This is a genomic window from Acinetobacter sp. NIPH 298 (genome assembly GCF_000369505.1).
Lineage (GTDB): Bacteria > Pseudomonadota > Gammaproteobacteria > Pseudomonadales > Moraxellaceae > Acinetobacter.
Genome location: NZ_KB850053.1, coordinates 315,661 through 341,597 on the forward strand (window position 1 = coordinate 315,661; position 25,937 = coordinate 341,597).

Below are 25,937 nucleotides of genomic sequence, written 5' to 3' on the forward strand. Positions count from 1 at the left end.
TATGCCTGAACTGAGTAAAACATGGCTAGATGATCATACTTTAAGAATAATGACCTATAAATCTGGTTCATTTACTTTTAGTTTAAATTTAGATTTAGAAAAGTTGCAGGCCATCATTGACCGCATCAACGATGCCCAAAGACGTTTTAATAAAATGCCAGGGTTACCACAGATCATCGATCAAATGCAGGACAAAGTGCTTGCCAGTAGTATTTATAGTACCAATACAATCGAAGGTGGTGAATTCAGTGAAGCTGAAACTGAAAAAATTCTTAAAACCGATCCAAAGTTAATCCAAAAAACAGCTGAAAAAAGATTAACGAATTTAAAACAAGCAATTGAGTGGATTAAACAATTTAGTCATCAAGAACTGCAACCCAATCAAGGCCAAAATATTTCGCTACACCACGTACTTACATTACATCAGTTAGTCTCTCAAAGTATTGATGAGCAAAATAACCCTCCTAAGCAATTTCGAAACAATCAACCAACACAACAAACACGTGTCGGTGATCCTGAACATGGTGGTTCTTATCGTCCCCCAAAATGCCTTGAAGATATAGAATATCTTATGCTTGCATGGGTCGAGTGGTTGAATAGTCCTGCGATCATTCAACAGTCTGCACTCGTTCGAGCAAGTCTGGCACATTATTATTTTGAATTAATCCATCCCTTTTGGGATGGTAATGGTCGGACAGGTCGCTTAATTGAAATGCTGATTTTAGAGCAATCTGGTTACCGTTTTAGCTCATCTGCGATTTGGAAATATTATCAAGAAAATATCCACCAATATTTTGCTTTATTTAACCAATGCCGTAAGTTAGCAGATAAGAAAGAACCTCTGGCACACCACGGCTTTGTTGATTTCATGGCGACAGGAATGCTTGGAACAATTAATTTATTACATGATCAAGGTGATGATTTAATTCGTTTTCTACTCTATAAGAATGCACTTAATGAAGCACGAAATCAAAAAATACTATCTGAAAGACAATTTCAAGTTGTCACTCTTTATATGTCATTGATTGCGAAAGAGAGCGTTTCTTTTTCACCAAGCGAACTTTATAAACAAGCGGTGGTTCAAGCACTATTTACAGGGAAAACCGAACGCACTTACTTTAGAGATATTGATAAAATCGTGAAAATGGGCTTTTTAAAAGAGCATCATGGAAAATTGCTCTTCTAAAGTGTAAGATCACTGACATTTTTACTGACATTTACTACCATTAAAATGATTTAATCATTTGATATATATTAAAATAGCACTGACATTTTTACTGACATTTTTAGAAAAAAAGTTGATAGAGGTGTCTCTATCAACTTTTCATCTTACGAATACATCGGTTTATTATCATTTAACGCAATCAAACCACGAATCGCACGATAAACGATCCATATCCATGCAACAAAAATAACCGATACACAGAAAACCGTGCCAGACAGTGCAACACCAGCAAATGCATTTGGATTATCGCCTGTCAAAAACAGGAAGAAAAATGGGATAAATGCAATAATATTCCACGCTAAATACCACCAAAATGTGCGAATTTGCCAAGTAAAGTGGCTTTCAAAAATTGAACCTTGTACATCGCTACGTTTCACATAGTTAATAATCAAGGCAATGATCGCCAATAAACCACCGCTAAAAATCGCAATAATATAAAGCACATAAAGAATCAAGGTCAAAGTACGATTCGGGTCTTGATCAACAGAGTAATTCATTTTTATTTAGCTCCAAAACCTCCCTCAATGAAAAATATTGAGTGGAGAAATTAACCAACATATCAACAATATATGAAAGGCTATGGTACAGAAATAAATCTTACGAAATGGTTGTTTTTGTGTTTTATGTCTCAGTTTTTGTTGAGCAAGCCAACCAGCGCACCATCCTCCTAAAGAATCAACGATATGCAGAGTCTGTTCGGGTATACGACGATTGCCCAATTGCGCTGCCTCTTTGTCTTGAGAATACAACCAGTAACTTAGTGCATTCATCAAGCTTACAAAGAGCAAAGTAAACGGCGGTAATAGCTTGCTAAAACTCGCAATCACCATAAAGACAATATAAACCCCAATCCCGACTTTCATCGGCGACCATCCAGTCGCTGTGGTCGGTCGAACAGGCGCGGCTTTATGCTCAATCACTTGTGATGCTTTCAAATAAACAACTTGTTGCGCACGATAGCGACCGCGCTCATCTAAAATCACCAAATAATCTAAAGCACAGCCCACAATCGGTCTTGGCCCAGTACGAGCAAAGTCTTTAATATGTAGAAAAACTCGCTCTTTCTTCGCATCATTGGGTTGAATAAAGCCATAGCCTTTGTCATCAAACCATTCCACTAAACGTCCTTGATCTCGCATGACTTTTTCCTAAGCTGTGATTCGTTGTAATCGGTCTAGTAACATCATTCGCATTTCAACGGGATCTTTCTGAGAAATATCTTCACCTGTACGACCATGCGCTGCATTTTTCTGCGCCACTTGCAAACGCATACTCCAAAAACGGCAAGCCGCCATCGCCAAATAAATATCTAAACACGCCAGCTCATCGTCGCTAAGTGTACGAATCACCTGATAAGCCGCCAAGAATGCATCTGCTTTGCTCTGATCAAGATACGCTTGTGGATAGGCAGTACAGAAATCATTGATACTAATCGCAATATCAAATAGCCACTCATCTTGATTGAGTTCATAAAAATCAAGAATACCGTTTAACTGATTGCCTTCAAATAGCGTGTTGTCTCTAAATAAGTCTGAATGAATAAAGCCCACTGGACGATCAGGGTGTTGTTGTGTGATGTCGGCAAATTGCTGAAAGACCAGCGCCAATAAACTTTGATCATCAATATTCATCTGTGGCTTGAGCTGTTCAGCGACATCTGACCAATACTGATGATTACGGTTAAAATCACGTTCTAGAGCAAAGCCTTGCAAAGCCAAATGTAATTTTGCTTGTGCTTGAGCAATCGCTTGAATCTGCTCAATGGTCGTATCTTCTGGATGTTCACCCATGATTCGTGGCGCAATTTGTGCAGGTTTATCGGCAATACTATGAATCGCTTGACCGTGGTGTTTCAAGGGCACTGCCACAGGCACGCCTGCTTGTCCCAAACAATCCAGTACAGGCACCAGTTCACCTGCTCCGATCGCATCTAATTCTTCAAAAACCGTTAAAACATACTGCTTCTGATTTTGATCCACCAAAAAATAATTGGTGTTTTGAATACCGCCTTGGATTGGAATCAGGTCAATCACTGCCAAACCATAAGGCTCAGCAAAGGCTTGAACTTGTTCTAAACTCAACGGGGTATAAACCGACATGGAAAACCTGCAAAAAATAGCTGTGAAGTTTGCTAGAATACCTGTTCCCTTCATGAAGGTGTAGCACCTAAATCGGTCTCCTTTCTTTATTGGCGATTTTTTGGAAAATTTTATGCTCGCAAAACGTATTATCCCTTGCTTAGATGTTGATAATGGTCGAGTCGTCAAAGGCGTTCAATTCCTTGATATTCGTGATGCAGGTGATCCTGTCGAGGTTGCTCGTCGTTATAACGAACAAGGCGCCGATGAAATTACCTTTTTAGATATTACTGCTACCCATCATGGACGTGACACCACTTACCGTACTGTAGAACGCATGGCTGAAAGTGTCTTTGTGCCATTAACCGTCGGTGGCGGTGTGCGCAAAGTAGAAGATATTCGTTTACTGCTCAATGCTGGCGCGGATAAGGTCAGCATCAACTCAGCAGCCGTATTTAATCCTGAGTTTGTACAAGAAGCCTCTCAACGTTTCGGTGCGCAATGTATCGTGGTTGCGATTGATGCGAAAAAAACGGGTGAAAATAAGTGGGAAATTTTTACTCACGGCGGACGTAAACCGACAGGTATCGATGCGATTGAATGGGCGGTGAAAATGGCTGATTTTGGCGCAGGCGAATTATTGATTACCAGTATGGATGCCGATGGCACCAAAGCAGGCTATGACATCGCACTAATGCGTGCGATCAATGACCGCGTCAGTGTGCCAACCATTGCATCAGGTGGTGTAGGCAACTTACAACATTTAGCCGATGGTATTTTAAAAGGTGGCGCGGATGCAGTCCTTGCAGCCTCAATTTTCCACTTTGGTCAACATAGCATTCCTGAAGCGAAACAATATCTTGCTGAGCAAGGTATTGAAATGCGCCTCTAAACCGTTTCTCTATTAACGCCAAACCTCTCAACTTTAATATTTGAGAGGTTTTTTATGTGGTCATATTTAAGACAAAAAAATACCCTGCTAAGCAAGGTATAGAAACTGCGTATATACAACGCCAGAGGGTAAGAGAACATACAGCCATTTTGAGTAAATTCTAAGCATTTAAAGTGCCTGAGCTAAAATAGCGATAAAAGCAGCAGAAATATTGACATTAAAACCCTATTTTATTGACAATTCACGACAGCACCCCATTTGGTTTGCTCACGACCGATCTAAATACCGATCTCATCGAGGGATTCAATTCTGCACGTTGCATCCTTTAAATACTCAATTTAAGCCACGGATTGCTTTTCTTCTTCTTTCATCACAGCAGATGCAAGCAGTTTTGGCTTTTGTTCCACCCACTTGGCAGGAAAAACTGATTCTATCGCTTGGGTAAGCAGCTTAGAGAATGTTGCGGGTAAAGGTATGCCCAATGGATTGGCTTCTTTTAAGTCCGCAGAAGAGACCACACGCGTTCCCATCACATAATCAAACCAAGGACGCGTCACACACCAGTTGGCATCTTGGTTTGAGTTCATATGATGATCATAATGCCAAGGGATGCTAGCCTTCGCCCAATCAGGTTCTAAGTGCGCACGGCGATGCACATAATAATAATTCCCAGCACTGTAGAGTGCCGCCAAAGACATGCCTTTTGAGAATGGATAGAACGCCACGCTTGCCACCCCCGCCACCACCGCCAGTGACATCACTTCATTACGTGTGCGCCAATGTTCGAATCCTTGCACATAACATTCATCGGCAAATTCCTGCTTACGCACTTCACGATGATGGGCCCAATGTGATTCCATGCTTTTTGGTACAGGGCTATATCGTGGCTGCCCTGAACGATGTACGCCATGCAAAATATATTTATGTGCAAACCATTCAAATGCATTGGCAACTGCCAAACCTGCAATAAAACCTTTTAGCATGATTTTTTCCCAATCTGTCCTGACTTATATTCAGCATATAAATTTTGGTAGGCGAAGTATTGACGATACGCTATAGTTGTATTGACAAAACACGACAAACTAAGGAGTCGACAGGATGTCTCAACTCAAGAACTATACTGGCTCTGTTTTTGGTGGTTTGGGGCATTTACTCAAAGCCTATTGCGAGGCAGAAAATATTGCTGTTCCTGAGCAATTACAACACGTTCAAAACCTAGAACGCTTCGATTATGTGATCTGGCGTGACTTGCTTGAAGATCTCAATCGCTTAGATCCGAAAACTGGACTTGGGTTAGAAATTGCAGCCTATGTGCAACCTAAACATCTCGGTATTATCGCGTATCTTGCGCTTTCATGTGAAAATTTGGGCGAAGCTTTAACACGCTATCATGACTTTCATCGCTTAATTTATGATGGCAGCCCTTTGGTGGTCGAGTTTAATGACCCTTATGTTTCCATTCGTTGGGAAGCACCTGAACCGCATCCAACCCAACTCACCGATGAAATTGCCATTGCATTGATGGTGCAATTCCTCAAGTTGTTTATGTCAGGCGAAAGTATCCATTTACACGAAGTGCATTTCGTCAATCCCCCTCCAAAAAATATCAGCATTTATGAGCAATATTTTCGCTGCAAGGTTCGTTTTGAACAGCCTAAAACGCAACTGCTATTGCCAGTAGCTGAAGCGTTTAAACCATTAAAAAGCAGTGACCACACCCTACAACAACTGCTGTTACAGCAGGCGCAAGCTTTATTAGACAAGTTACCGAATTCAACTCAACTGGATCAACGTCTACAACATGCCATTTTGACAGGTTTGCAAAAGAACCAATATCAGATCGATTTTATTGCAGAAAAATTAGGACTGTCTGTTCGACAGTTACAACGGCATCTGCAACAGCAAGGCACTACTTTTCAGGAGCGTGTACAGCAAATTCGTTTTATGTTGGCGACTGAGTATTTAAAAGACCCTCATCTCAGCCTACAGGAAATCGCCTTACTGCTATGTTATTCAGAGCAAAGCGCTTTTCAGCGCGCTTTTAAACTTTGGACGGGACAAACACCGCAACAGTGGCGGAACAACAACACAATTTACAATTCGTAATAAAAATATTGATGAACTCACTGTTTCACAACTGATCATTGTTGTTACACCCTTTATACAAGAACCTATATACCCATGTGAATTAGTTCACATTTTTTTCACAGGGGTTAAACATATCCATAATAAAGTTTTGGATGCTTGGTTTTTCTTTTTTTAAAAAATATGTGGTGATAACAATGAACAAATATTTAGCAGAATTTCTTGGAACCTTTTGGCTCGTTTTTGGTGGTTGTGGTAGTGCTGTACTAGCAGCAGCCTATCCAGAACTTGGTATCGGCTTTATGGGCGTGGCATTGGCATTCGGTCTCACCGTTTTAACGGGTGCTTACGCGTTTGGTCATATTTCAGGTGGTCACTTTAACCCTGCCGTCAGTGTGGGTTTATGGGTAGGTGGACGCTTTGAAGCAAAAGAACTTGCTCCTTATATTATTTCTCAAGTGATTGGTGCAACGATCGCGGCATTGGTCCTTTACATTATCGTACAAGGTCAAGCAGGCTTTGCGGGTACAGGTGGTTTCGCGAGTAATGGTTTTGGTGATCTGTCTCCAAATAAATTTTCTCTAGGTTCTGCTTTCATTATTGAAGTGGTACTGACTGCATTCTTCATCATTATTATTATGGGGGCAACGGATCGTCGTGCGCCTGCTGGATTCGCACCGATTGCGATTGGTTTGGCTTTAACATTAATTCACTTAATCAGTATTCCAGTGACGAATACTTCAGTTAACCCTGCACGTAGTACGGGTGTGGCATTCTTTGCTGAAACAGCAGCACTCAGCCAATTATGGTTGTTCTGGGTCGCTCCAATTATTGGTGCCGTGATTGGTGCGGTAATTTATAAAATTGTAGGACGTGAGAAAGACGAATAATACATCCTCATAAAAAAACAGCCTTCACGTAGGCTGTTTTTTTATGCTTCAATTTGCATTTAAAGAAACGGATTTTCAATTTCTTGTTCAGCTTGACGCTCGATTTGCGCAGGTAAGTTTTCTTTCTCGAGTGCCGCCACCACATCATTAATAAAGCTTTGCAACGCTTTCGCAGTTTTTAGACCCGCTTGATCTTTAGTAATTTGCAAATTGCCATATAAGCTCACGCAATCGACCTGATTTTCTAAAGTCAGATCATAAATCGCTGAAGACTCATCACCATGTTCAAAAGGTTTAAACATCTCATTCTCACGTTGTTATTATATCGATATAGCCTGCGCCAAGCTCAATTGCTTTGCAAGATGCTCTACATTATCTCAACAATTGTAAAAAATACTGAACCAGCATATCGACCAAATGCTTGATCACAGCTTGTTTAGCATCTTCATCAATATACGGTGAGGAACTGTCTTCGGCGGCTTGGGTTCGACCTGAACTAAATTGGCGTTGCTGCACTTGAATACTGTCAGTGGTCGCTTCTTCTGCGCATTGACTTTGCCCATCCCAATGCAAATAACGAATTTCATTATTGGCCTTGACCTGCTGTGCTGATACAGGCAACTGATAAATATTGCGCTTCTGCTGCTCGGTTAATTGTGGAAATAAATTAATCCCGAGCTTTTCTTCTAAATAACAGACACTGACCACTTTAACCTGTAGTGATGCGTTATTCGGGGCATAATAAGCCCCAATAATGCCTTGTTTTGGTAAATATACGGCTTTATATACCGCCGTGGGCACAATCACCCCTTTACCAATGGTTTTTAAGCGTTGACCCTCAAAGATCGGCCCTGTTATGACATAGGCATCCTTATGTTGTTTGGTCACGATAGAACGAACCGCTTCCTCAACTTTACGCCATACTTCCTGATTATTTTTAGGCGCTTGGGGCACCATATTGGCCAATGAGAAACTGTCATATTGCGCAGCTTTATTGTTCATATCGCCATTGGGTGCCATGTGCCCACGATCGTAGCCTGAGCCTCGATAGTCGGATAACAAAGCGCGATGTCGCTCTGCTACACGGGTTTCCTCATGGAAATTATCTTCACGCTTAATTTTAATACTTAAACGTTGCGGGGTTAAATATTCCGCTGACCATAGTGGGGTTTTTGAGATGCCTGAATACATCACGTTAAAATCATTAAAGCACAGGGCGTAGCTGTCTTTTTGCAGACTTTCTTTACTTAATAAAGGAGGAACATCCCGATAAAATTGATTTAAACAACCGCTATTGGTGCTCTGCAATGGAATCAATTTAGAAATTTTCTCATTGCCAAACGCAATCGCAAAGCTGCTCGTTGCGAGCAAAGCTAATAAAATCTTTCCAACATTTTGGCTCAAAAAAGCGAATTGCGTTTTACGCTTTCGAGTTGTTCTTCTAGCCATAACCACTTCAAAATCAATATTAACGCGCAGCTTAACAACTCAAACAGCAACTGTATATTCACAAGTGGCTCAGAACGACACTTTATGTCGTCAAACTGTTCACTTGATCATCAAAGCATAAAAAATGGCACCTGATGGTGCCATTTTCATATCAATTCATCACTAAATTTCGATCTGACTACCTAACTCAACCACACGGTTGGTTGGGATTTGATAGAAGTCACTGACTGGACTGGTATTACGCTGCATCGAGATAAAGAGTTTTTCACGCCACGGTGACATCCCATCCCCAACAGTATGCACAATACGATCACGCGAAATAAAGAAGCTCATTTGCATCATATCGAATTCAAAACCAAGTTCCTGATAAGCTTGTTCCAAAGCATTTGGCACATTAGGCTGATCTTTAAAGCCGTAATACATATAAATGCGATAGAAGTGATCATCCAGTTTTTCCACTTTTACACGATCTTCTGTCGCCACATATGGAATGTCCTCGGTATAGACCGTGACGATCACATTGCGCTCATGCAGCACTTTATTATGTTTAATATTGTGCAGCATCGCATGCGGTACAATATTTGGCGTGCCTGTTAAAAAGATCGCTTCGCCAGGAACAAATTGAGTTTCCTTGCTCATACCGATACTTTTAATAAATAAGTCTAGCGATAACGCATCGGTTTCCATACGCTTATATACAATCTCGCGCCCACGTTTCCATGTCATCAAAATGGTATATACCACTGCACCAATTAAAATTGGCACCCAACCGCCAGCCAAGATCTTTAATGATGTCGACGCAACAAATACTAAATCGAGTAATAAAAAAGGGATCGCCAGCAGCGCGACTTTCCACCAAGACCAGCGCCACACGCCATAGGCCAAGGTCGAAATGAGGATGGTGCCGCACAACATGGTCATGGTCACCGCCACACCATAGGCACTAGCTAACTCAGTACTACTTTCAAAAAGTAAAATCAAAATAACGACGGAAATAAACAACACCCAATTAATAAAGGGCAAATAAATCTGACCTTGTTCAACATCCGAAGTATGGTGCACCGTTAAACGGGGTAAGTAACGTAACTGCATCGCCTGATTGGCGACCGAGAATACCCCAGTAATCACCGCTTGCGAAGCAATCACGGCAGCCGCAGTTGCAAGCCCAATCATGGGAAATAATGCCCAATCTGGAACTAACAGATAGAATGGGTTTTCAATTGCTTGTGGATTACGAAGCAATAACGCGCCCTGACCTGCATAATTCAATAACAAAGAAGGAAGGACGATACAGAACCACGCCAACTTGATTGGCATACGCCCAAAATGCCCCATATCCGCATATAAGGCTTCGCCGCCTGTCATGGTCAGGATCACTGCGCCCATGGTGATAAATGCAATCATCGGCTGTTCATAGACAAAGTTAAATGCCCAGTAGGGATTGATCATCATCAGCACATAAGGCGTTTGAATAATACTCCATAGACCAATCAAGCCAATGGACAGAAACCACAACAGCGTCACTGGCCCAAATAGTTTCCCCATCGTGGCTGTACCATGCCGTTGTACCATGAAGAGCCCTGTCAAAATCCCAAGTGCGATCGGAACCAGCCACTGATTAAAAGCAGGCGTTACGATACTCAGTCCTTCAATCGCAGATAGAACCGAAATCGCTGGTGTGATAATGCCATCACCAAAAAATAATGATGCGCCGATAAAACCCAGTGCGATCAAGTAAATCTTATTTTTATCTGAAAATACTTTTGAGCGAAGGTTTAACGCCAGTAACGAGATAATCCCGCCTTCACCATTGTTATCTGCGCGCATAATGACTGAAACATATTTAAAACTAATGGTTAAGTTCATACACCAAAAAATCAGAGATAAAATCCCCAACACCGATGCTTCATTGATCGCCATGTGTCCTGTGTTGAAACACTCTCGTATGGCATACAACGGACTTGTACCAATGTCTCCAAAGACCACCCCTAAGGCTGCCAATGTCATCACTGGCAATGCGGTTTTTTTTGCAGCACTTTGCATATATTTCAATCAAATCGGATTTGAGATTGCGCCATATTACCACTAGCCAAAAACTTTTTCTGCAAATCTATGATTTTGTCGCTTGGCAGTTGGTTTTTTTTTGGTTACTATCCCACACCTTGGTGAGGTGTCCGAGTGGCTTAAGGAGCACGCCTGGAAAGTGTGTATACGTTTGCGCGTATCGAGGGTTCGAATCCCTCTCTCACCGCCAAGTTTACTTTCTATGATATCTCATAGAGTCTTAAGAGCTTAGATCTAAAGGGTTTAGGCTTTTTTTATTGCCTTATGTTTTCCAATTAACCCTATTGAATCCTGATATAGTTGGGGGTATAACTGGGGGTATAATAAATTACACCTATTTTTATACCCCCAAATTCTACGGGAAGCGTTGTAATGCTTACAGATGCTCAGGTCAGAAAGATCAAACCTTCTGAAAAGAAAACCAAATATTCTGATGAAAAAGGCATGTATCTGGAAGTCACACCGTCAGGTGGTATGCATTGGCGTATGAAATTTCGCTTTCAGGGCAAAGAAAATATTTTCAGTATTGGTACATATCCAGACACCACACTTGCCCAAGCGAGAAGAATCCGTGATGAAGCTCGCTTAAAGTTAAAAGATGGAATTAATCCAAACAAAGCGAAGAAACAAAAAAAATTGCAGGTAGACGAAAGCACGCTTTTTAAAGCACTTACAATGGAATGGATGCAAGACCGTAAAGCCGTTATAAAAGAAGCAACTTACTTACGTGATTTATCCGTATTTGAAAAAGACCTTTTCCCTGTCCTAGGTAATATGCCAATTGATCAAATCAAAGGGAAAGATGTGCTCGCTTGTGCCAAAAAAATTGAAGAGCGTGGTGCACTGGAAATGGCGAAACGCTCAATTCCTTTAGCTGGACGTATTTTCCGTTTTGCGATTCGTAAAGGTATTATTGAGAACGATCCCACCCCACACTTAGGCGAGGCACTTAAACCACGCAAAGTAAAGCATATGGCCCGTTTGGATATTTCTGAGTTCCCTGCTTTTCTTGAACGGATGGATCGCTACCACGGCAACCTTATCATTCGATCTGCATTACAGTTGATGACCCTTACTTTTGTCAGAACAGCAGAACTTAGAATGATGGAGTGGAATGAGATTGATTATGAGAATCATTTATGGAGAATTCCTGCACACAAAATGAAAATGGCTATGCCTCATATTGTGCCTTTATCAAAACAAGCCTTAGAGATACTAGAAAGGATTCAATCGATTACAGGCATAAAACAGTACGTTTTCTATAATTACAGTACAGCTAAGCCAATTAGCAGCAATGCGCTTTTATGTGCAATTCGAACGATGGGATATAACGGTAAAATGACTGGTCATGGCTTCCGTGGGCTTGCCTCTACAACCTTACATGAGCAGGGTTATATGCATGATGCAATTGAAATTCAGCTAGCTCATAGAGTGGGTAATGCTGTTTCCCAAGCTTACAATCATGCACAACATCTAGAATATCGAGTAAAGATGATGCAGGAATGGTCTGATTTTATTGATGGGTTGAGAAAATAGGTTTTGCTTCTGACTAAAGTAATTTTTAAAGCTAAATTAAAAGTTATAAAGTATTTCTCTGTAGGATTTATATGTTAAACAGTTATACATATTAACTATGAATGCAAAAAATCTTATGTATGTTTGATATGATAGCATTGTCTTTTAGTGGTCTTTTTCCTAATGAATTATCCGAATGAAGTTAGCAAAATTTTGAAGCCTTGGGTAGATAAGGAACTTAATAAAACAGTTCTAGATCTATTTGCAGGGTGTGGAGGACTATCTTTAGGCTTTGAAGCCTGCGGTTTCAAAACAATCGGTTATGAAATGAACAGTCATGCGGCTGATACATACAATAATAATTTGCTAGGTCAGTGTCTGAACGAAAAGTTAACAACCGAAACAAATTATCCTAAAGCAGATATTGTTATAGGTGGTCCTCCTTGTCAGCCTTTTAGTGTGGGCGGAAAACAGCTGGGGTTACAAGATTCTAGAGATGGATTTCCCATTTTCATAGAGGCCGTTAAACAACTCGAACCAGAAGTTTTTTTATTCGAGAATGTAAGAGGTATGCTTTATAAGAATAAATGGTATTTAAACGAAGTTCTTAATGAGTTAGAGCATTTAGGCTATCACCTTGATTATGCACTATTAAATGCCGTTAATTATAAAGTCCCTCAAAATAGAGAACGTGTTATCGTTCTTGGGTCTAAAAATAAAATTAAGCTACCTGAACCTCAGTTAGAGCGCATCAAAGTAGGTGAGGCTTTAGGAGATTTAGCATTTCAATATGATGAAAAGTCTAAATTTTTTACAGAATCAATGGATCAATATGTAGCTAATTATGAGAAAGCATCTAAATGTGTAAATCCAAGAGACTTATATCTTGACCGTCCAGCTAGAACATTAACATGCCGTAATTTAGCAGGTGCAACAGGTGATATGCACCGCATTAGATTACCAGATGGTAGACGTAGAAGAATCACCGTAAGGGAAGCAGCGAGATTACAAAGTTTTCCAGATTGGTTTAATTTTTCAGGCAATGAAACAAGTCAATTTACACAGATAGGCAATGCAGTCGCGCCTTATTTTGCTTATCATCTTGCTTTGCAAATAAAACAGCATATTCTAGATCCAAACAATCCAAGTGATTACACAACTGTAGCTCATCAATTGAAGTTATTTGAAAATGAAGCAATATCTTGATCCAAATCCTAAAAACCCTCAGAAACCAAATACATTTACTCTAAAGAAAAAGGAAAATCAGGAACTTATAAATACAATTCTATTTATTCTTGACCACTTCGGAATACCTATAAAGCAAGAAAAAGGATATTCTAGAAGTATAGAAAAAATGGCTTTATCTTTTCTAGCAGTATGTGGAATTACAAAAATTGAAGAATTAAAAGATTGTAAAGATGCAAATACCCCACATGCTCTGACAACACGACAGATAATCACTTTTATTAATGCAAATTTCGAGGAAAAGATAAGCTCGGGATCTTATGATGATATTAGAAGAAAAGATCTAAAACACTTAGTCTTGGCTAATATTGTCAATAAATCTTCCCCAACTTCAGCGACTAATGACTCTACTAGAGGTTATATGTTAAATCCCTTATATTCGGATTTAATAAGATCATTTGGAGTTAATAACTGGAATCAATTGGTTCAAAAAAAACTTGAGAATGTCCAGAAATTAAGCGAAAAATTGAGACGGGAGAGAGAAATTTCCAAAATCAACGTGACCCTTTCAAATGGAACAAAGTTAAATTTTTCTTTAGGTGAGCATAATGATTTACAAAAATCTATTATTGAAGAATTTTTACCCAGATATGGTTTTGGTGCCGAAGTTCTATACGTAGGTGATACGGCAAAAAAACATCTACATTTGGATAAAAAGCGTTTAAAAGAACTAAGATTTTTCGATATTGCGCATGAAGAATTACCAGATGTTATAGCATATTCCAAAGAAAAAAATTGGTTATATCTTATTGAAGCAGTCCACTCTTCAGGTCCTATAAGTGAAGAAAGGCTACTACAGCTTCAGGGGCTAACTAAAGATTGCTCTGCTGATATTGTATATGTAACAGCATTTCAGAATAGAGCCAAATTTAGAACTTTTATTGCCGATATTGCATGGGAAACTGAAGTTTGGATAGCTGACAATCCTGATCACTTAGTACATTTTAATGGAGATAAGTTTTTAGGGCCTTATATTAATAGAACTTAATTTTTTATATATTCTTTGAGCAAAAATATCAAATAAATTAGTCAATAAGGCTTATTCAATTATATAAAGAATAAGCCAAAAATAATATTCATTTGGACCCAAAGCAACTTTCTTAATTAGATAGAATAAGCTAAATAGTTTAAACATTTTTTGTACTTTAGCACTCTAAAAGCACTTTACAAAAAATTTAAAAGTACTATCCTGGTGTTCAACTATCTCTACGTTGAAATAAATGAAAATTAATGTCATAGACCTTTTTGCTGGCCCTGGTGGATTAGGGGAAGGCTTTTTCTCATTTCAAACTAAAGATAAGTTTTTCCCATACAAATCTTTATGTTCTATAGAAAAAGATATATGCGCGCATTCAACTCTACGGCTTAGAAGTTTTTATAGAAAGCTAGTACAAAACAAAAAAAAACTACCCAAAGAGTACCTTGAGTATATAAATGGACACCGCTCATATCCTCATAATCCAGATACAAAATATTTATGGGATGAAGCATGTCAAGAGACATTTCTTTTAACTTTAGGACAAGATGAATCCAAAGACCTTTCCATTTTCAATCAGATTAAGGAAGATATTGATAAAACTAAGCCTTTAGTTTTGATTGGGGGACCTCCCTGCCAAGCTTATTCCTTAGTCGGAAGAGCTAGAAATAAAGGAAATAAAAATTATATTCCAGAGAATGATCAAAGACATTTTCTATATCAAGAGTATTTAAAGATAATGGAAATATTTTCTCCAGATATTTTTATCATGGAAAATGTAAAAGGAGTTCTTTCTTCTCAAGTAAATGGTGGCCCTGTATTTAATAAAATTATATCTGACCTTCAAACCTGTAGTGAAGGATATACGTTATTTAGCTTAAAAAATGGGAAACCTTTTAGTTTGAATGTAAATGGCTTTAATAATGTCAGGGAATTTATCTTAACTAGCGAAAATTATGGTATTCCCCAAAATAGACATAGAGTTATAATTTTAGGAATAAAGGATTCTCTTTTATCTTCTAAAAAGATAAAAATTGGGAAGTTAGAAAAAAAACCACAAATTACAGTCAATGAAGCTATAGGAAATTTACCATTTTGCCGCAGTCAATTTTCTAGTAGAAGTCAAAATTTTAAATCAGATAATACTGTAAAAAAATGGAAAGAAAGTATAACTAAAGGCATCAATCACACAATAAAAGTAGATGCGTCTATGCTAGATGAGATCTTAATCAACTCCTTAAAAGAACATTTATTTCTTCTCAATAATGAGAAAGAAGAAGATTCATTACCACTTTGTTATCAATATCCTAACATAATGGATCATGAATACTATGACTTTGTATTTGACTCTGAAAATTCAAAAATATTAGATCATTCTCCTAGACCTCATATGGATAGTGATCTAGTTAGATACTTTTTTTGCTCAGTTTTTAGAGAAACTTACGGCAGGAATCCTAAGGATCATGAATTTCCGAGATCCCTAGCTCCTGATCATAAGAGTTGGAATAGTGGAAAATTTGTAGATCGGTTCAAAGTTCAAGGTAAAAATCAGCCGTCAAGTACAATTACCAGCCATATTGCAAAAGATGGGCATTACTTTATTCACCCCGACTCTACACAATGCCGTTCTTTAACAGTCAGGGAAGCTGCTAGACTTCAATCTTTCCCTGACTCTTACGTTTTTATGGGTAAAAGAACTAATCAATTTCATCAAATTGGCAATGCAGTCCCCCCGCTTTTGGCTCGACAAATCGCCACTATTGTCTATGAAATTCTGGAGTCGGTCAGCAACTCATCAAAATAACCCATACAACTCAAGTCCTTGCTCGTTATAGCCCCCCTATCAAGCAGCGAGTTGAAAACTTCACATGAAGTTTCAGGCAATAATGCACAATTATGACATGCAGCTAGATTCATACCAGCAGGACCTTGACCACCATCATTGCCTACTTCTCGGCAAATAGGATCTGAACTACACCAATTAGAACTTTCTATAGCTTTTTTAATGACAGGCTGAAGTATGCTTGGTTCAGCCATTCGAACAAGCCCTCCTAATGAGCCCTCACTATCACCTGCTGCGGTATATATTAGCAGTCCGCACATTTCTCTTTCAGGCGTGTTACTCACATAAAGTCTTTCTCTTAAAGATGCTGTGCTATACCCACAGTCAAAAATGAGTTGATTCATTAAAAGATGAGAAAAGGTATGCACCAAAAGGAATGCTGGACCAATCTCTCCGATATTTTGGAAGAGGGGGACTTTTTCTGCTTTTGCAATCAGAGCCCTAAAGGCTTTCTCTTTTTCAAACTCCAAAGACCATTGCTTAATTTTTTCTAAATTAAACTGAAGAAAAATACCTTCGCCCTGGATTTGAACTGCTGGTAGCCAATCTGCTATATCTCCCGTAGACTTTCGTAAAGATTTTTTATAGTTATCAATAGTTCGATTAATTTGGGGTTCTATACGATCAAATCCATAGAAAGCGTTTGTAATGGTTAGTTCTTTAACTTGAGTTACTGCTGAAAAGAAATTCTGAAACCAACCCTCAAAGTTGTCCATAATTAATGGCTTGGTAACAAGGGGGATTTTTGACATTGATTGAAGAAGATATTGATATTCTTGAAACTTATAATCACTATCGGTTTCAGGCAAAAAATCTTTTTCACCTAGTTGTAAACCTTTAAGAAACTCTTCTATTTCCTCTTTAGAAAATATGGGATAAAAAGCCCCCATCATAATAGCCACTTTGCTCTCTAAGTCGCCACTGGCATTGATTACATCTTTTAGAGCTAAAGGAAGACTCTCAAATTGTTCTTCCAACTCACTGTTTATATTATTTTCAGTTTTCGGGATTTTGATAGACGAATCGGTTTTTGAAAAATAAATATTTGTAGCTTGACGCAATACTGCAACTAACGGCTGATTACATACTTCATTACTATTACACCCAAGCCAAGGAGAGTGACCTGAACAATGAACCCCTTTCTCCTGCAAAGTTGATGATGACTCTCCATTTCCTTTTTGAGTTTTAGTAAAAATTCCAGCGAGGGTGACTGGTTTTGAAGCGTGAGTAAGACATTTCACTTTAACACCAGAAATAGTAGTACTACCTGTTCCTACAAGCGCTAATTTGCATGTGGATTCATTGCATTCAGTACCATTATGGTTATTTAGCCATTCAAACCAAGGAAAATCTTGTAAATGTCCATTACTACATCCACAAACAAAACGAGATTGGTAAACAGGAGCACTACAACTCTCACATTTTGGTACATCTTCCCTCGTTGGTGAAATTCTAACAAGTCGTTGGCAGTTTGTATTACTACAAATATGCCAATACGGAAATCTACTCGCTGGAATTGGGCTTAATACTTTTTGATGCCCATCGATAGTTATTGCATTAGGTGGAACTCTAAAATGGTTTACTCCTAATTTATTACTCAATCGCTTATCATCAATTTTATACTTATCAATGACATTCAGACTCAGAGGCTCTATTGTTCCGTCTTTTGTAAACCAATAGTCCAAACCACATGCAATCATTGATACCCCATTCTTATTGACTTGCATAGCCCCAGGACCAAAGGTATGAATCAACTGCCCTTTTCTTGTTTTAACTTCACTTTTTTTACTCATCCCAATCATCCTCATCTGATTCATCATAAACTCCTGTAATCCATAAGCTAGATTCGCCATCTACATTACGCATGCTGGTTGGGCAGCAAATTTTAGCTTTGTGATTACGAATGATACCAAATGGAATAAGAAGGTCCTGTTGTGCTGGTTCACTATCAGGTTTTAATTGTCCCCATTCGTTATAAGTTATTTTTGAATTATCCCATCGTTTTAATAGTTGATTAAAGAAACTGGTTAAATCCTTCTGTTCATCTAAGCTCATTAAATTAGACCTAAGCTTAAACAACTCATCTCTCCAAGATTCTATTAACGATTTGTTAATATCACTTGGTTTTGCATCTAGTGGAGATATTTGACGAGCATTAGCAATAGTAATAGCTCCTAACCCACGTTTAATTGCTGGTCTAGAAAAAGGGGTAACTGTTGATGGTTCAACTTTTGCGTATAGTCTTTGATGATACCCTCTAAAATCTTCATAATGAGATTTATCACGTGGTTTAGAGTTGTTATAGATAGTGACAACTAATCCTGGACGCTCATCAGCTTTTCGACCAACACGACCAGATACCTGAATATATTGTGCTGTAGTTTTAGGCTGACCAATAATAGACATGACTGATAATCTATCAATATCAACCCCTACCTCAATTATGCTTGAAGCTAAGCAATAAGCTTGTATATTGTAGTTACAGCTTAGGTCATAAAACTTTTTAGAATTGATTGGCAGTTTGACACTAGGGGTCTTTCGATCCAGAAGCAATTTTATGTTCTCTATACAATGATAATCTTCCAGATCTAGTTTCTGGTTCTGCTCTAGTGATTGAATCAATTGATTCGTGTATTTTGAAAGATCAGGATGCTGACTTTCAAGGATCTTAAGTTCAGGAACTAAATTTTTATAAATATCTTTCAAATTAGCCAAATTAAGCTTTTCTTCAAGAGAAACTAGAGCCTTTGGGATCTCATCATCTTTTAAGCGGCTGGTAAGCTCCATGCCTTGATAGATTCTGCGAGGGAGAATCCATCGAGGGTATCTTCGTTTCTGTTCTAATAAATAGCTCACTATATCTGATTGGAATAGAGTAATTGCTCCCCCAAGTTCTCGTATACTGTTATAAAAAGAGAGTAAAGTGACCCAAGGATCTCTATTTTCAATTTCAACTCTATTGGCAGCAAATAAAAGAGCCGATTGGGTGCGAACTTGCGTCGTTAAGATTGATCCAAGGCCAGGTGCGCATACACCAGCATATTTACGCCCTGGCAATAGATTTCCCTCATTATCACGGGCATATTTTGCAAAAAATGAATCCTCTGCATCTAGACCAGGAGGTGGGAAAATTCCAACCTTTACTCTCCCGTAGATACCATTTATCTGTTCTTTAAATCCTTTTGTAGTTGCAGTCGCACAAATAATTTTAGGTTTTATAAACAATCCATTTATGTCTTCAGAACATAACTTTTCAATCAAAGGCTCATAAAGTGCAACCATGGACCCTAGAGGACCAGAAATTAAATGTAATTCGTCTTGGATTATAAGCTGAGGAGGCATAGAAAATCTTTTTCCATCTTCTCCAATCCCAAAAATACTTCTAATTTTAGGCTGCCATGCTAGCATCGCGAATTTATCTACAGTACCGATAACTACAGAAGGTCGCTCATCGTAAATATCCTCATCAACTACGAAGACAGGGATTTGAAAGTGAAAAGGACAGTTAGTATCTATACAGGAAAAAATAACAGATTGTGATTGTTTATTTGCCACATAACCAACAATCACCTTTTTATTATCTGGGGTGTTTACTATGCCCATTTGAGTTGCACAATATGGGCATCTATCTAATAGGAATGGGTTTAAGGTTTCTTTATTGCTACTTATACTAGATTTTAAAGTAGAAAGATCCTTAAGAGCTTGTACTCTTTTATTTGGGGTGTTTTTTCCTCCAACCCAAAGTCCGATACTGAATCTTTTACCAGGAATTTTTTCCTCCTGACGAATTACTTCAAGACAACAAATCAGTGTGGCTGCCCGCTGTAATTGCTGAGCAGTCAATAGACGTAAGGTGTAGCGCATTAATACCTGTACACCATCGGCTTCACTACCCCGTTTCAATCTATTGTAGATTAAAGTGAAAGCAGCTAGGCCAAGATAGGCCTCAGTTTTACCACCACCTGTAGGGAACCAGATAAGATCAACCTTTTCATGATCGGTATGAGTACTATCAACAGCACCTTGAATACACATAAGTAGAAAACCAATCTGGAAAGGACGCCATATTCCTTTTGCACTATTATTTTTTTGAAAACTAGTTTTTACATAAGGATGATGATTTTGATCAAAACTTATACCTCGAATAGTTTTAGGGGCATGTTGTTGTTGTTTCAGCATTGCTTTATTAGCAAGTTGAAATGCAAGACGAGCTTGACGGTCAGAACAAATTAATGAGTAGCCAGCCTCAATACGGGAGAGAGCTTCTTGACAGTTTTTAATGTGAGTTAAGGCAGTTTCTTTTAATTTAGACTCTAGTTCAGCTGAATCAATATAGCTTTGATTTTGAATAATCCACTGTGAATAGGCCTTTATCATGGCTTGGATCTGGTGATCACCTTCATTGTTTAACTCAAAATTGGCGAGTGATTCCATTGAAATTTCAAGCTTGGTTAGGTCATCTAGCTCAACCTCAGCGGAAATACTTGGTGTTTCGAAGAATGGCAATGCCTCTGTGAAAACCTCAGTAACAGATTTAGTTTCAGAGTAAGGGAGGCTATTCCAATTTGCGGCAATGCCATGTCCTCTAGCGAAAACAGGTGCATTTCTATATAACAATCGATTGCTTAGCTCATCTTCACTAAGATGATTATTCTCAGCCTCAGGGTATGGAAGAATAGACGGTGAGACTATGTTAGGGGTGGTAATTCGAAGCTGCGATTGAAATAGGCTTTTTTGATTACGCTCAACAAATGAGTTGTCAAGTAGGTTATGACGATTAACTAATGCAATAGTTATTAATAACTTTCCTTGATATTCCCTAGTAACGCCCTCAATCCGAAACGACTTCAATAAATCCTCAGATTGATTATTAGACTCATCTAAGAGATTAAATTGAAAACTTTTACCTAACTCAGAGATATTTTTATTAAATGCAGCTTTGATAGGCTTTCGATACCACCAGCTATCTTGAAAAGTTTTGCTTTCACGTTGTATATTGACCTTAAAATTTTTATAGAATGCTCCAGAAACTTCAAAAGTTATTTCATTTAATAATTTTGGATCTAATAAAAAAGAAATCCCAATACTTGAGGGGGCTCTAGTGCTGGTAAGTGAAATATCAAAATCATCAGTATCTTCAGACGTTGATTGATTGACTTGGAATGAGTTTTGATAGCTTTCTGTCTTTATATATTCAGTGGCTACTTGTTCAGTAATTTCTTGAGAGGCTGATTGAGGAGTTTCATTATGTTGCACTTCAAGATTAGTATCCATAGGATAGATAACACCTACCCCATATCTTTGAGTTGGATAAACCTTTAGGATCTCTTCTCTATCTGATTTTGTGACAAAAGGTGAATTTACATCAGATGAGATGGATGGAGAATTAAGGACATCAAGCTCCTCTCCGTAAGCGCAAGGTCCTACTAGTTCTTCATGTAAAGTTTTAAAAATTATGTTATCTCTAATAGATGCTCCGGTCTTCATTTTTACTCCTTGCGCTTAATGCTGTTTAACTTTTTCTCAAAGCGGGATCTGAATGTGTTCTCAATTTTTTTATGAAATAAGTAGTAAACAGAATCTGTTGATCTTGTTGCTCCAGTAAACATCATTTTCTTTGCTTCATCTGATTCAATTTCATCAAAGTCAGTAAGAATAATGACTGGTGCCTCAAGCCCCTTAAACTTATGTATTGATGTGTATCTCAAACGGTCAGAACCGAAAGTGTAAACCTCAGCATTAAGTCCTACTTTATTTTGGTGAGCTAAGCCCTTAGACTCAGCTACTTTTGATAAAATGACTATATCTGAACATTTAAAACCTTCTTTCAAACAATTTTGAAGAATTTCATTTAATTTTCTTAGTTGTTCAGAATGATTTGAGTACATGTAGTACCGAGATTCTAAAATTGATGATTGAGATCGTAAATAGCTTTTGTAGGGTGATTCCATTGCTAACAAAGTTAAACTTAGACGGGATGATGTCTCTGTATTTCTACAATTTTTGTGAAGCTTGTAAGATATAAAGCTTGGGTTTCTTTTTCTTAAATTACTAATTAATTCTGACTCAGAAACGTTTCTAATATAGATCGATTGATATATAAAGTCCCCAAAAATATGCCATTTACCATAGGGAAGTCCATTTGCCAAAAGCAAATCGAGGCAATCTAACCAAAGATCATTTCCAATAATATCTTGTGCCTCATCAATAATAAGAAGGTCATATGAACCATCCTCTGATTTATTGATGATATTAGAATAGGCCAATTGAGGTAGGTCATTGTTCCAATAGCCCTCTTGATACTCATTGTCTGGATGAGTCAGAGGATCATAAGATTTTATTAAGGCGTGGAAGGTCGAAATAGTAATGTTGGGATAGCCACTAAGCTGTTTCTTTATATGTTCACAAAGCAACTTATTCATGCAAATAAATAATACTTTGCTGCCCTCTTTAGAAGCTCTAATAGCTGACTCTATAGCGATAAATGTTTTACCAGTTCCCGCTGGACCATTAAACAAGACACATGAGTGATCTACCAAGGAATCTAAAGCATCGAATTGTTCGGTAGTAAATTTTAATAAATCTTGTTCAATGGCTTCACAATGATTGAGTACTTGATGACTCAATTCAATATTAGGGCGAAGTAATCTAATTAAATCTAATATATCTTTATCATTAGGTCTATCAGGATTATTTCGTAACCATTGTGCAGAATTCTTCTTGAGCAATTCCTTACGAGCAAGTGAAATTTTCTTTTCTAACAAATCAGATAATTTCCCATTTCTGAATTCTTTACTCGATGCATAGCTAGTTCTGTCAATTTCTACACTTTCAAGCACTATTTCACAGTGAGTAAAAATTACCAACGGAAATATTGGAATTCCTTTTAATAACGAATTGTGGTCAGAAATGTATTTTTGAAGACTGAACATCGCATCCTTCAGTTGTACAAAAGGGTTTCTAGAACCACTTTGGTCATTTCTACCTAAAAACCACACACCATCTTCAATTCGGATTTCACGATGTGCTTTAATTTCAATTGCTATCATTCCAAGCTTTGGAATGATAACTAAAAAGTCTATTTCACCCATTATTTGGGTTTGGTGATACGTTGAGGCAATATTCAAAGAGTGGAGAATAGTCCAGTCAGAAATATTTTCTTCTTGAGATATCCTCGTAAAGAATTCTATTTCACCAGGGCTTGGATTATCTGGGTCAATTCTTTTTGGAATCATTTTTGGCATTTATTATTATCCTAAAGCTATAAGTGAAAATTTAATACCTTGAATTTGATACTCAGATTTTAGTGAAGTATTACATTTCAAGCTTTCCAAGAACTCTCTTACAATCTCTAAACCAATAATTTTTTTTTCATGTCCTTCACTTATAGAATCACCTCTTCGTCTTCTTGCTAACTCAAAGAATTTCTCTACTTCCTGCTTATCTCTAACTCCTGCAAAAGATAATACAGACTTATAGTCCTCAAAATTACCAGGCGCAATGTTGTTCGGGTTATACCAATTCTTGATATTTACAATACTAGCTTTCTTTGCCCCCAACATTTCTAATTCTTTTATAAGACCATCAATATGAGGGTGATCCCTTAAAGGTTTTTTCCATTTTTCCATTATTAGATTTTGCTTACGCTTTAAATCTTCTGACGTCAAGCAGGATGTATCAATTCGATCTACTATGTATTTTATATTTTGGATCTGATCGCTATTTTCAAAACTTGAATATTTAATTTTTCCATCTTCATCGATTACAAGGTATTCTTTATTACATTCTATATACCTTAATTCTCTTTTACTATCAAATACTTCCATTATAAAAAGTGGCTGTTCACAACTATTGAGCAATGATATATCAGAGTTAATAATCATCTCATCGCAGAAAGAAGCTGAAAATTTTGAATAAAAATCTTGGCTAGGTTTAACTGATATTAATTCACTTCTTTTTAATTTAAGATTATCTGTAGTAACTTCTAAAGACTGATCATTCGGAGCTTTAAATATTGAAGCATTGAAGCCATTGATAAATGTATTTTCTGGATGAATTAAAATAAATTTTTCAGAAGGAGGAAGAGTTACTAACCCCGATATCCAATTAGCAGGAAGAAAAGTAATGATAGGTATATCAAAATATTGCTCTCTAGCAGTTTTTGTAAAAACTGGCTTTACAAATTCATGTAAACCATTTTTCTGAATAATTTCAAACATAAAATCCCATTGATCACTCGATTCAACTAAAAGACCATACATTTCACTATTATTATTTAAAATAATATTTTCCAACGTTTCTATGATTATGTTATTAATATCAATAAATCTTATTGAACCAAAGATATCCTTAGCAGCATTTCTAATTTCTGAACGATAGTACTTAAGTGTCTCACATGCTTTACGAGTCTTTGTTATATCATCTTCAATAATTTTTCTTGCGGAAATGAACTTATTTAATAATTGGAAACATTGGTTCAATACAAAAGAAATTTGCTCCTCACCACTAGACATAGCCTGCAAACGTTTTACTGAATTCATAAAAAAAATAATCGGATCATGCTTGTATGGTATTGAAACAATGGTAGAGTTTTCAAAATTTTGGAAAAAAGAATTCATAAAGCGGAATCTCTCATTAAAGCAACAACAGACAATGCTCTATTTTTAATACCAAGCTCTATTAAATTTGTGGGAATACTTTGGGGTTCTACTGATGTAAGTCGGTTATTAGCATAAATATTATTTACCTGTGAAATTAAATCTTGATAACGATTATGAGTAGGAGAAATTATGATCATAAAACGTCCTAATCTAATACTTTCAGGTACATCATTAACCCAGATCTGACTTTCAAATTTTTTTGAATTAAAACTTCTAGGTGAAAAGGTATTAATGTCCGAAAACTTACCGCCTGAGGCTGATAAATTTAGTAAATATTCCATATTTAATTTAGGCATATTTGGTATACCTAGAGGAATTTTCTTCCAATAATCGAGTTTAGCTTTTGCATCATGGCCAATAAGCACAGGATAAGCTGAATTAGTTAAGTGTTGCACCTCATCAAAAGTTATGTCCCGTTTACCTAACCAATTTTCAGGTGTTTTGTGTGGAAATAGTTTTCCAAACTGTTCAATTTCCGAGCATGGTTTTGCTTCACGTCCTGGATCACATTTTGAATTTGAACGGACCTTACGATATCTGTACCAATAAAAGTCCTGATTTCCTGAAAAATTAACTGTTCCCTCTATAACAGCATGAATATATTTATTAGGCTCATCTTGCTTAGGTAGCAAAAGGCAAGTACCTCGCTCATACGGTGGGAGGATTTTTACTTTAGCACCATGGCATGCAGCAAGAGCTGTTAAATATGGAGTCTTTGAGATAATTGCAACACATTTGAACTCTCTATCTATAAATAAGCTTTTTGATAATGCATAGAGAAGCTGGTATTGCTTTGGAAACTTATTCAAATCCATACTAAGTAATCTTATTTAAATCCTTCTTTTAAATTAATCTATTTATAGCAGTTATTTTTACCACTTACTATTAATAAAACTCTACATTTCCTAAAAATAGATTAACCTGCCTATCAATCTATAGAAATTTTACTTAAATGCACCCTTAATATGTATGATTATAAAAAATGATCAAAAGAATATTTTAATTCAAAAATAAG

At 37.5% G+C, this 25,937-nt stretch carries 20 protein-coding genes and 1 tRNA gene; 9 read left to right on the forward strand and 12 right to left on the reverse strand.

Annotated features, from left to right (window positions below):
• Position 1: 1 nt before the first annotated feature.
• Positions 2 to 1,186, forward strand: a complete 1,185-nt coding sequence (locus F903_RS01425; protein WP_005193929.1) for a Fic family protein — start codon at positions 2 to 4, stop codon at positions 1,184 to 1,186.
• Positions 1,187 to 1,329: 143 nt separating this feature from the next.
• On the opposite strand, the gene F903_RS01430 is transcribed toward F903_RS01425, so the two are convergent.
• The 3 genes from F903_RS01430 to F903_RS01440 are packed head-to-tail and all read right to left on the reverse strand — an operon-like array spanning position 1,330 to position 3,324.
• Positions 1,330 to 1,722 carry a DUF4870 family protein gene (locus tag F903_RS01430; RefSeq protein ID WP_005193930.1) on the reverse strand — a complete coding sequence of 131 codons (393 nt, stop codon included), beginning with the start codon at positions 1,720 to 1,722 and terminating at the stop codon, positions 1,330 to 1,332.
• 24 nt (positions 1,723 to 1,746) lie between these two features.
• Positions 1,747 to 2,364 carry a DUF1294 domain-containing protein gene (locus tag F903_RS01435; RefSeq protein ID WP_005193932.1) on the reverse strand — a complete coding sequence of 206 codons (618 nt, stop codon included), beginning with the start codon at positions 2,362 to 2,364 and terminating at the stop codon, positions 1,747 to 1,749.
• Positions 2,365 to 2,373: 9 nt separating this feature from the next.
• Complete coding sequence (locus tag F903_RS01440; protein ID WP_005193934.1) at positions 2,374 to 3,324, reverse strand: homoserine kinase; 951 nt, start codon at positions 3,322 to 3,324, stop codon at positions 2,374 to 2,376.
• 112 nt (positions 3,325 to 3,436) lie between these two features.
• Between F903_RS01440 and hisF the strand changes: the two genes are divergently transcribed.
• The gene (gene hisF, locus F903_RS01445; RefSeq protein ID WP_005193936.1) at positions 3,437 to 4,195 is read left to right on the forward strand and encodes an imidazole glycerol phosphate synthase subunit HisF; all 759 of its coding nucleotides are present in this window, start codon (positions 3,437 to 3,439) and stop codon (positions 4,193 to 4,195) included.
• A 338-nt stretch (positions 4,196 to 4,533) separates the two neighbouring features.
• Here hisF and F903_RS01450 read toward each other — a convergent pair whose 3' ends face one another.
• Entirely contained in the window at positions 4,534 to 5,178 is a 645-nt protein-coding gene (locus F903_RS01450) for a sterol desaturase family protein (protein WP_005193938.1), read from the reverse strand.
• Between the two features lie 115 nt (positions 5,179 to 5,293).
• Here F903_RS01450 and F903_RS01455 point away from each other — a divergent pair, with 115 nt between their 5' ends.
• Positions 5,294 to 6,301 (forward strand): AraC family transcriptional regulator, encoded by a 1,008-nt coding sequence (locus F903_RS01455; protein WP_005193948.1) that lies wholly within the window; start codon positions 5,294 to 5,296, stop codon positions 6,299 to 6,301.
• 176 nt (positions 6,302 to 6,477) lie between these two features.
• Complete coding sequence (gene aqpZ, locus F903_RS01460; protein WP_005193950.1) at positions 6,478 to 7,170, forward strand: aquaporin Z; 693 nt, start codon at positions 6,478 to 6,480, stop codon at positions 7,168 to 7,170.
• Positions 7,171 to 7,229: 59 nt separating this feature from the next.
• Here aqpZ and F903_RS01465 read toward each other — a convergent pair whose 3' ends face one another.
• From F903_RS01465 to F903_RS01475, 3 genes are all read right to left on the reverse strand, one after another.
• Positions 7,230 to 7,472 carry a hypothetical protein gene (locus F903_RS01465; RefSeq protein WP_005193952.1) on the reverse strand — a complete coding sequence of 81 codons (243 nt, stop codon included), beginning with the start codon at positions 7,470 to 7,472 and terminating at the stop codon, positions 7,230 to 7,232.
• Positions 7,473 to 7,542: 70 nt separating this feature from the next.
• The gene (locus tag F903_RS01470) at positions 7,543 to 8,619 is read right to left on the reverse strand and encodes a DNA/RNA non-specific endonuclease (protein WP_005193954.1); all 1,077 of its coding nucleotides are present in this window, start codon (positions 8,617 to 8,619) and stop codon (positions 7,543 to 7,545) included.
• 162 nt (positions 8,620 to 8,781) lie between these two features.
• On the reverse strand, positions 8,782 to 10,662 hold the full coding sequence (locus tag F903_RS01475) for a potassium transporter Kup (protein ID WP_005193957.1): 1,881 nt from the start codon (positions 10,660 to 10,662) through the stop codon (positions 8,782 to 8,784).
• A gap of 121 nt (positions 10,663 to 10,783) precedes the next feature.
• Between F903_RS01475 and F903_RS01480 the strand changes: the two genes are divergently transcribed.
• From F903_RS01480 to F903_RS01500, 5 genes are all read left to right on the forward strand, one after another.
• Positions 10,784 to 10,873: transfer RNA gene (locus tag F903_RS01480), tRNA-Ser, on the forward strand.
• Between the two features lie 182 nt (positions 10,874 to 11,055).
• The gene (locus F903_RS01485; protein WP_005193958.1) at positions 11,056 to 12,219 is read left to right on the forward strand and encodes a tyrosine-type recombinase/integrase; all 1,164 of its coding nucleotides are present in this window, start codon (positions 11,056 to 11,058) and stop codon (positions 12,217 to 12,219) included.
• Between the two features lie 162 nt (positions 12,220 to 12,381).
• Complete coding sequence (locus F903_RS01490; protein ID WP_005193959.1) at positions 12,382 to 13,404, forward strand: DNA cytosine methyltransferase; 1,023 nt, start codon at positions 12,382 to 12,384, stop codon at positions 13,402 to 13,404.
• Positions 13,388 to 14,431: a BsuBI/PstI family type II restriction endonuclease gene (locus tag F903_RS01495; protein WP_005193961.1), complete on the forward strand. Its 1,044-nt coding sequence runs from the start codon at positions 13,388 to 13,390 to the stop codon at positions 14,429 to 14,431. Before F903_RS01490 ends, F903_RS01495 begins: the two co-directional genes overlap by 17 nt.
• Before the next feature lie 232 nt (positions 14,432 to 14,663).
• Positions 14,664 to 16,223, forward strand: coding sequence for a DNA cytosine methyltransferase (locus F903_RS01500; protein ID WP_005193963.1), 1,560 nt, complete (start codon positions 14,664 to 14,666; stop codon positions 16,221 to 16,223).
• Here F903_RS01500 and drmB read toward each other — a convergent pair.
• The 5 genes from drmB to F903_RS01525 are packed head-to-tail and all read right to left on the reverse strand — an operon-like array spanning position 16,184 to position 25,737.
• The gene (drmB, locus tag F903_RS01505) at positions 16,184 to 18,055 is read right to left on the reverse strand and encodes a DUF1998 domain-containing protein (RefSeq protein WP_034594733.1); all 1,872 of its coding nucleotides are present in this window, start codon (positions 18,053 to 18,055) and stop codon (positions 16,184 to 16,186) included. The genes F903_RS01500 and drmB overlap by 40 nt on opposite strands.
• The gene (locus F903_RS01510; RefSeq protein WP_005193967.1) at positions 18,048 to 21,749 is read right to left on the reverse strand and encodes a helicase-related protein; all 3,702 of its coding nucleotides are present in this window, start codon (positions 21,747 to 21,749) and stop codon (positions 18,048 to 18,050) included. Before F903_RS01510 ends, drmB begins: the two co-directional genes overlap by 8 nt.
• Positions 21,750 to 21,751: 2 nt before the next feature.
• Positions 21,752 to 23,506 (reverse strand): nuclease-related domain-containing DEAD/DEAH box helicase, encoded by a 1,755-nt coding sequence (locus F903_RS16940; protein ID WP_005193968.1) that lies wholly within the window; start codon positions 23,504 to 23,506, stop codon positions 21,752 to 21,754.
• Between the two features lie 6 nt (positions 23,507 to 23,512).
• Positions 23,513 to 24,880: a hypothetical protein gene (locus F903_RS01520; protein WP_005193969.1), complete on the reverse strand. Its 1,368-nt coding sequence runs from the start codon at positions 24,878 to 24,880 to the stop codon at positions 23,513 to 23,515.
• Positions 24,877 to 25,737 carry a hypothetical protein gene (locus F903_RS01525; protein ID WP_005193971.1) on the reverse strand — a complete coding sequence of 287 codons (861 nt, stop codon included), beginning with the start codon at positions 25,735 to 25,737 and terminating at the stop codon, positions 24,877 to 24,879. The genes F903_RS01520 and F903_RS01525 overlap by 4 nt, the downstream gene beginning before the upstream one ends.
• Positions 25,738 to 25,937: the final 200 nt, after the last annotated feature.

Bases quoted from the DNA above. Each gene is read 5' to 3' on its own strand.
- F903_RS01425 (WP_005193929.1), top strand. From the start codon at position 2: ATGCCTGAACTGAGTAAAACATGGCTAGATGATCATACTTTAAGAATA.
- F903_RS01430 (WP_005193930.1), bottom strand. From the start codon at position 1,722: ATGAATTACTCTGTTGATCAAGACCCGAATCGTACTTTGACCTTGATT.
- F903_RS01435 (WP_005193932.1), bottom strand. From the start codon at position 2,364: ATGCGAGATCAAGGACGTTTAGTGGAATGGTTTGATGACAAAGGCTAT.
- F903_RS01440 (WP_005193934.1), bottom strand. From the start codon at position 3,324: ATGTCGGTTTATACCCCGTTGAGTTTAGAACAAGTTCAAGCCTTTGCT.
- hisF (WP_005193936.1), top strand. From the start codon at position 3,437: ATGCTCGCAAAACGTATTATCCCTTGCTTAGATGTTGATAATGGTCGA.
- F903_RS01450 (WP_005193938.1), bottom strand. From the start codon at position 5,178: ATGCTAAAAGGTTTTATTGCAGGTTTGGCAGTTGCCAATGCATTTGAA.
- F903_RS01455 (WP_005193948.1), top strand. From the start codon at position 5,294: ATGTCTCAACTCAAGAACTATACTGGCTCTGTTTTTGGTGGTTTGGGG.
- aqpZ (WP_005193950.1), top strand. From the start codon at position 6,478: ATGAACAAATATTTAGCAGAATTTCTTGGAACCTTTTGGCTCGTTTTT.
- F903_RS01465 (WP_005193952.1), bottom strand. From the start codon at position 7,472: ATGTTTAAACCTTTTGAACATGGTGATGAGTCTTCAGCGATTTATGAT.
- F903_RS01470 (WP_005193954.1), bottom strand. From the start codon at position 8,619: ATGGCTAGAAGAACAACTCGAAAGCGTAAAACGCAATTCGCTTTTTTG.
- F903_RS01475 (WP_005193957.1), bottom strand. From the start codon at position 10,662: ATGCAAAGTGCTGCAAAAAAAACCGCATTGCCAGTGATGACATTGGCA.
- F903_RS01485 (WP_005193958.1), top strand. From the start codon at position 11,056: ATGCTTACAGATGCTCAGGTCAGAAAGATCAAACCTTCTGAAAAGAAA.
- F903_RS01490 (WP_005193959.1), top strand. From the start codon at position 12,382: ATGAATTATCCGAATGAAGTTAGCAAAATTTTGAAGCCTTGGGTAGAT.
- F903_RS01495 (WP_005193961.1), top strand. From the start codon at position 13,388: ATGAAGCAATATCTTGATCCAAATCCTAAAAACCCTCAGAAACCAAAT.
- F903_RS01500 (WP_005193963.1), top strand. From the start codon at position 14,664: ATGAAAATTAATGTCATAGACCTTTTTGCTGGCCCTGGTGGATTAGGG.
- drmB (WP_034594733.1), bottom strand. From the start codon at position 18,055: ATGAGTAAAAAAAGTGAAGTTAAAACAAGAAAAGGGCAGTTGATTCAT.
- F903_RS01510 (WP_005193967.1), bottom strand. From the start codon at position 21,749: ATGAAGACCGGAGCATCTATTAGAGATAACATAATTTTTAAAACTTTA.
- F903_RS16940 (WP_005193968.1), bottom strand. From the start codon at position 23,506: ATGCCAAAAATGATTCCAAAAAGAATTGACCCAGATAATCCAAGCCCT.
- F903_RS01520 (WP_005193969.1), bottom strand. From the start codon at position 24,880: ATGAATTCTTTTTTCCAAAATTTTGAAAACTCTACCATTGTTTCAATA.
- F903_RS01525 (WP_005193971.1), bottom strand. From the start codon at position 25,737: ATGGATTTGAATAAGTTTCCAAAGCAATACCAGCTTCTCTATGCATTA.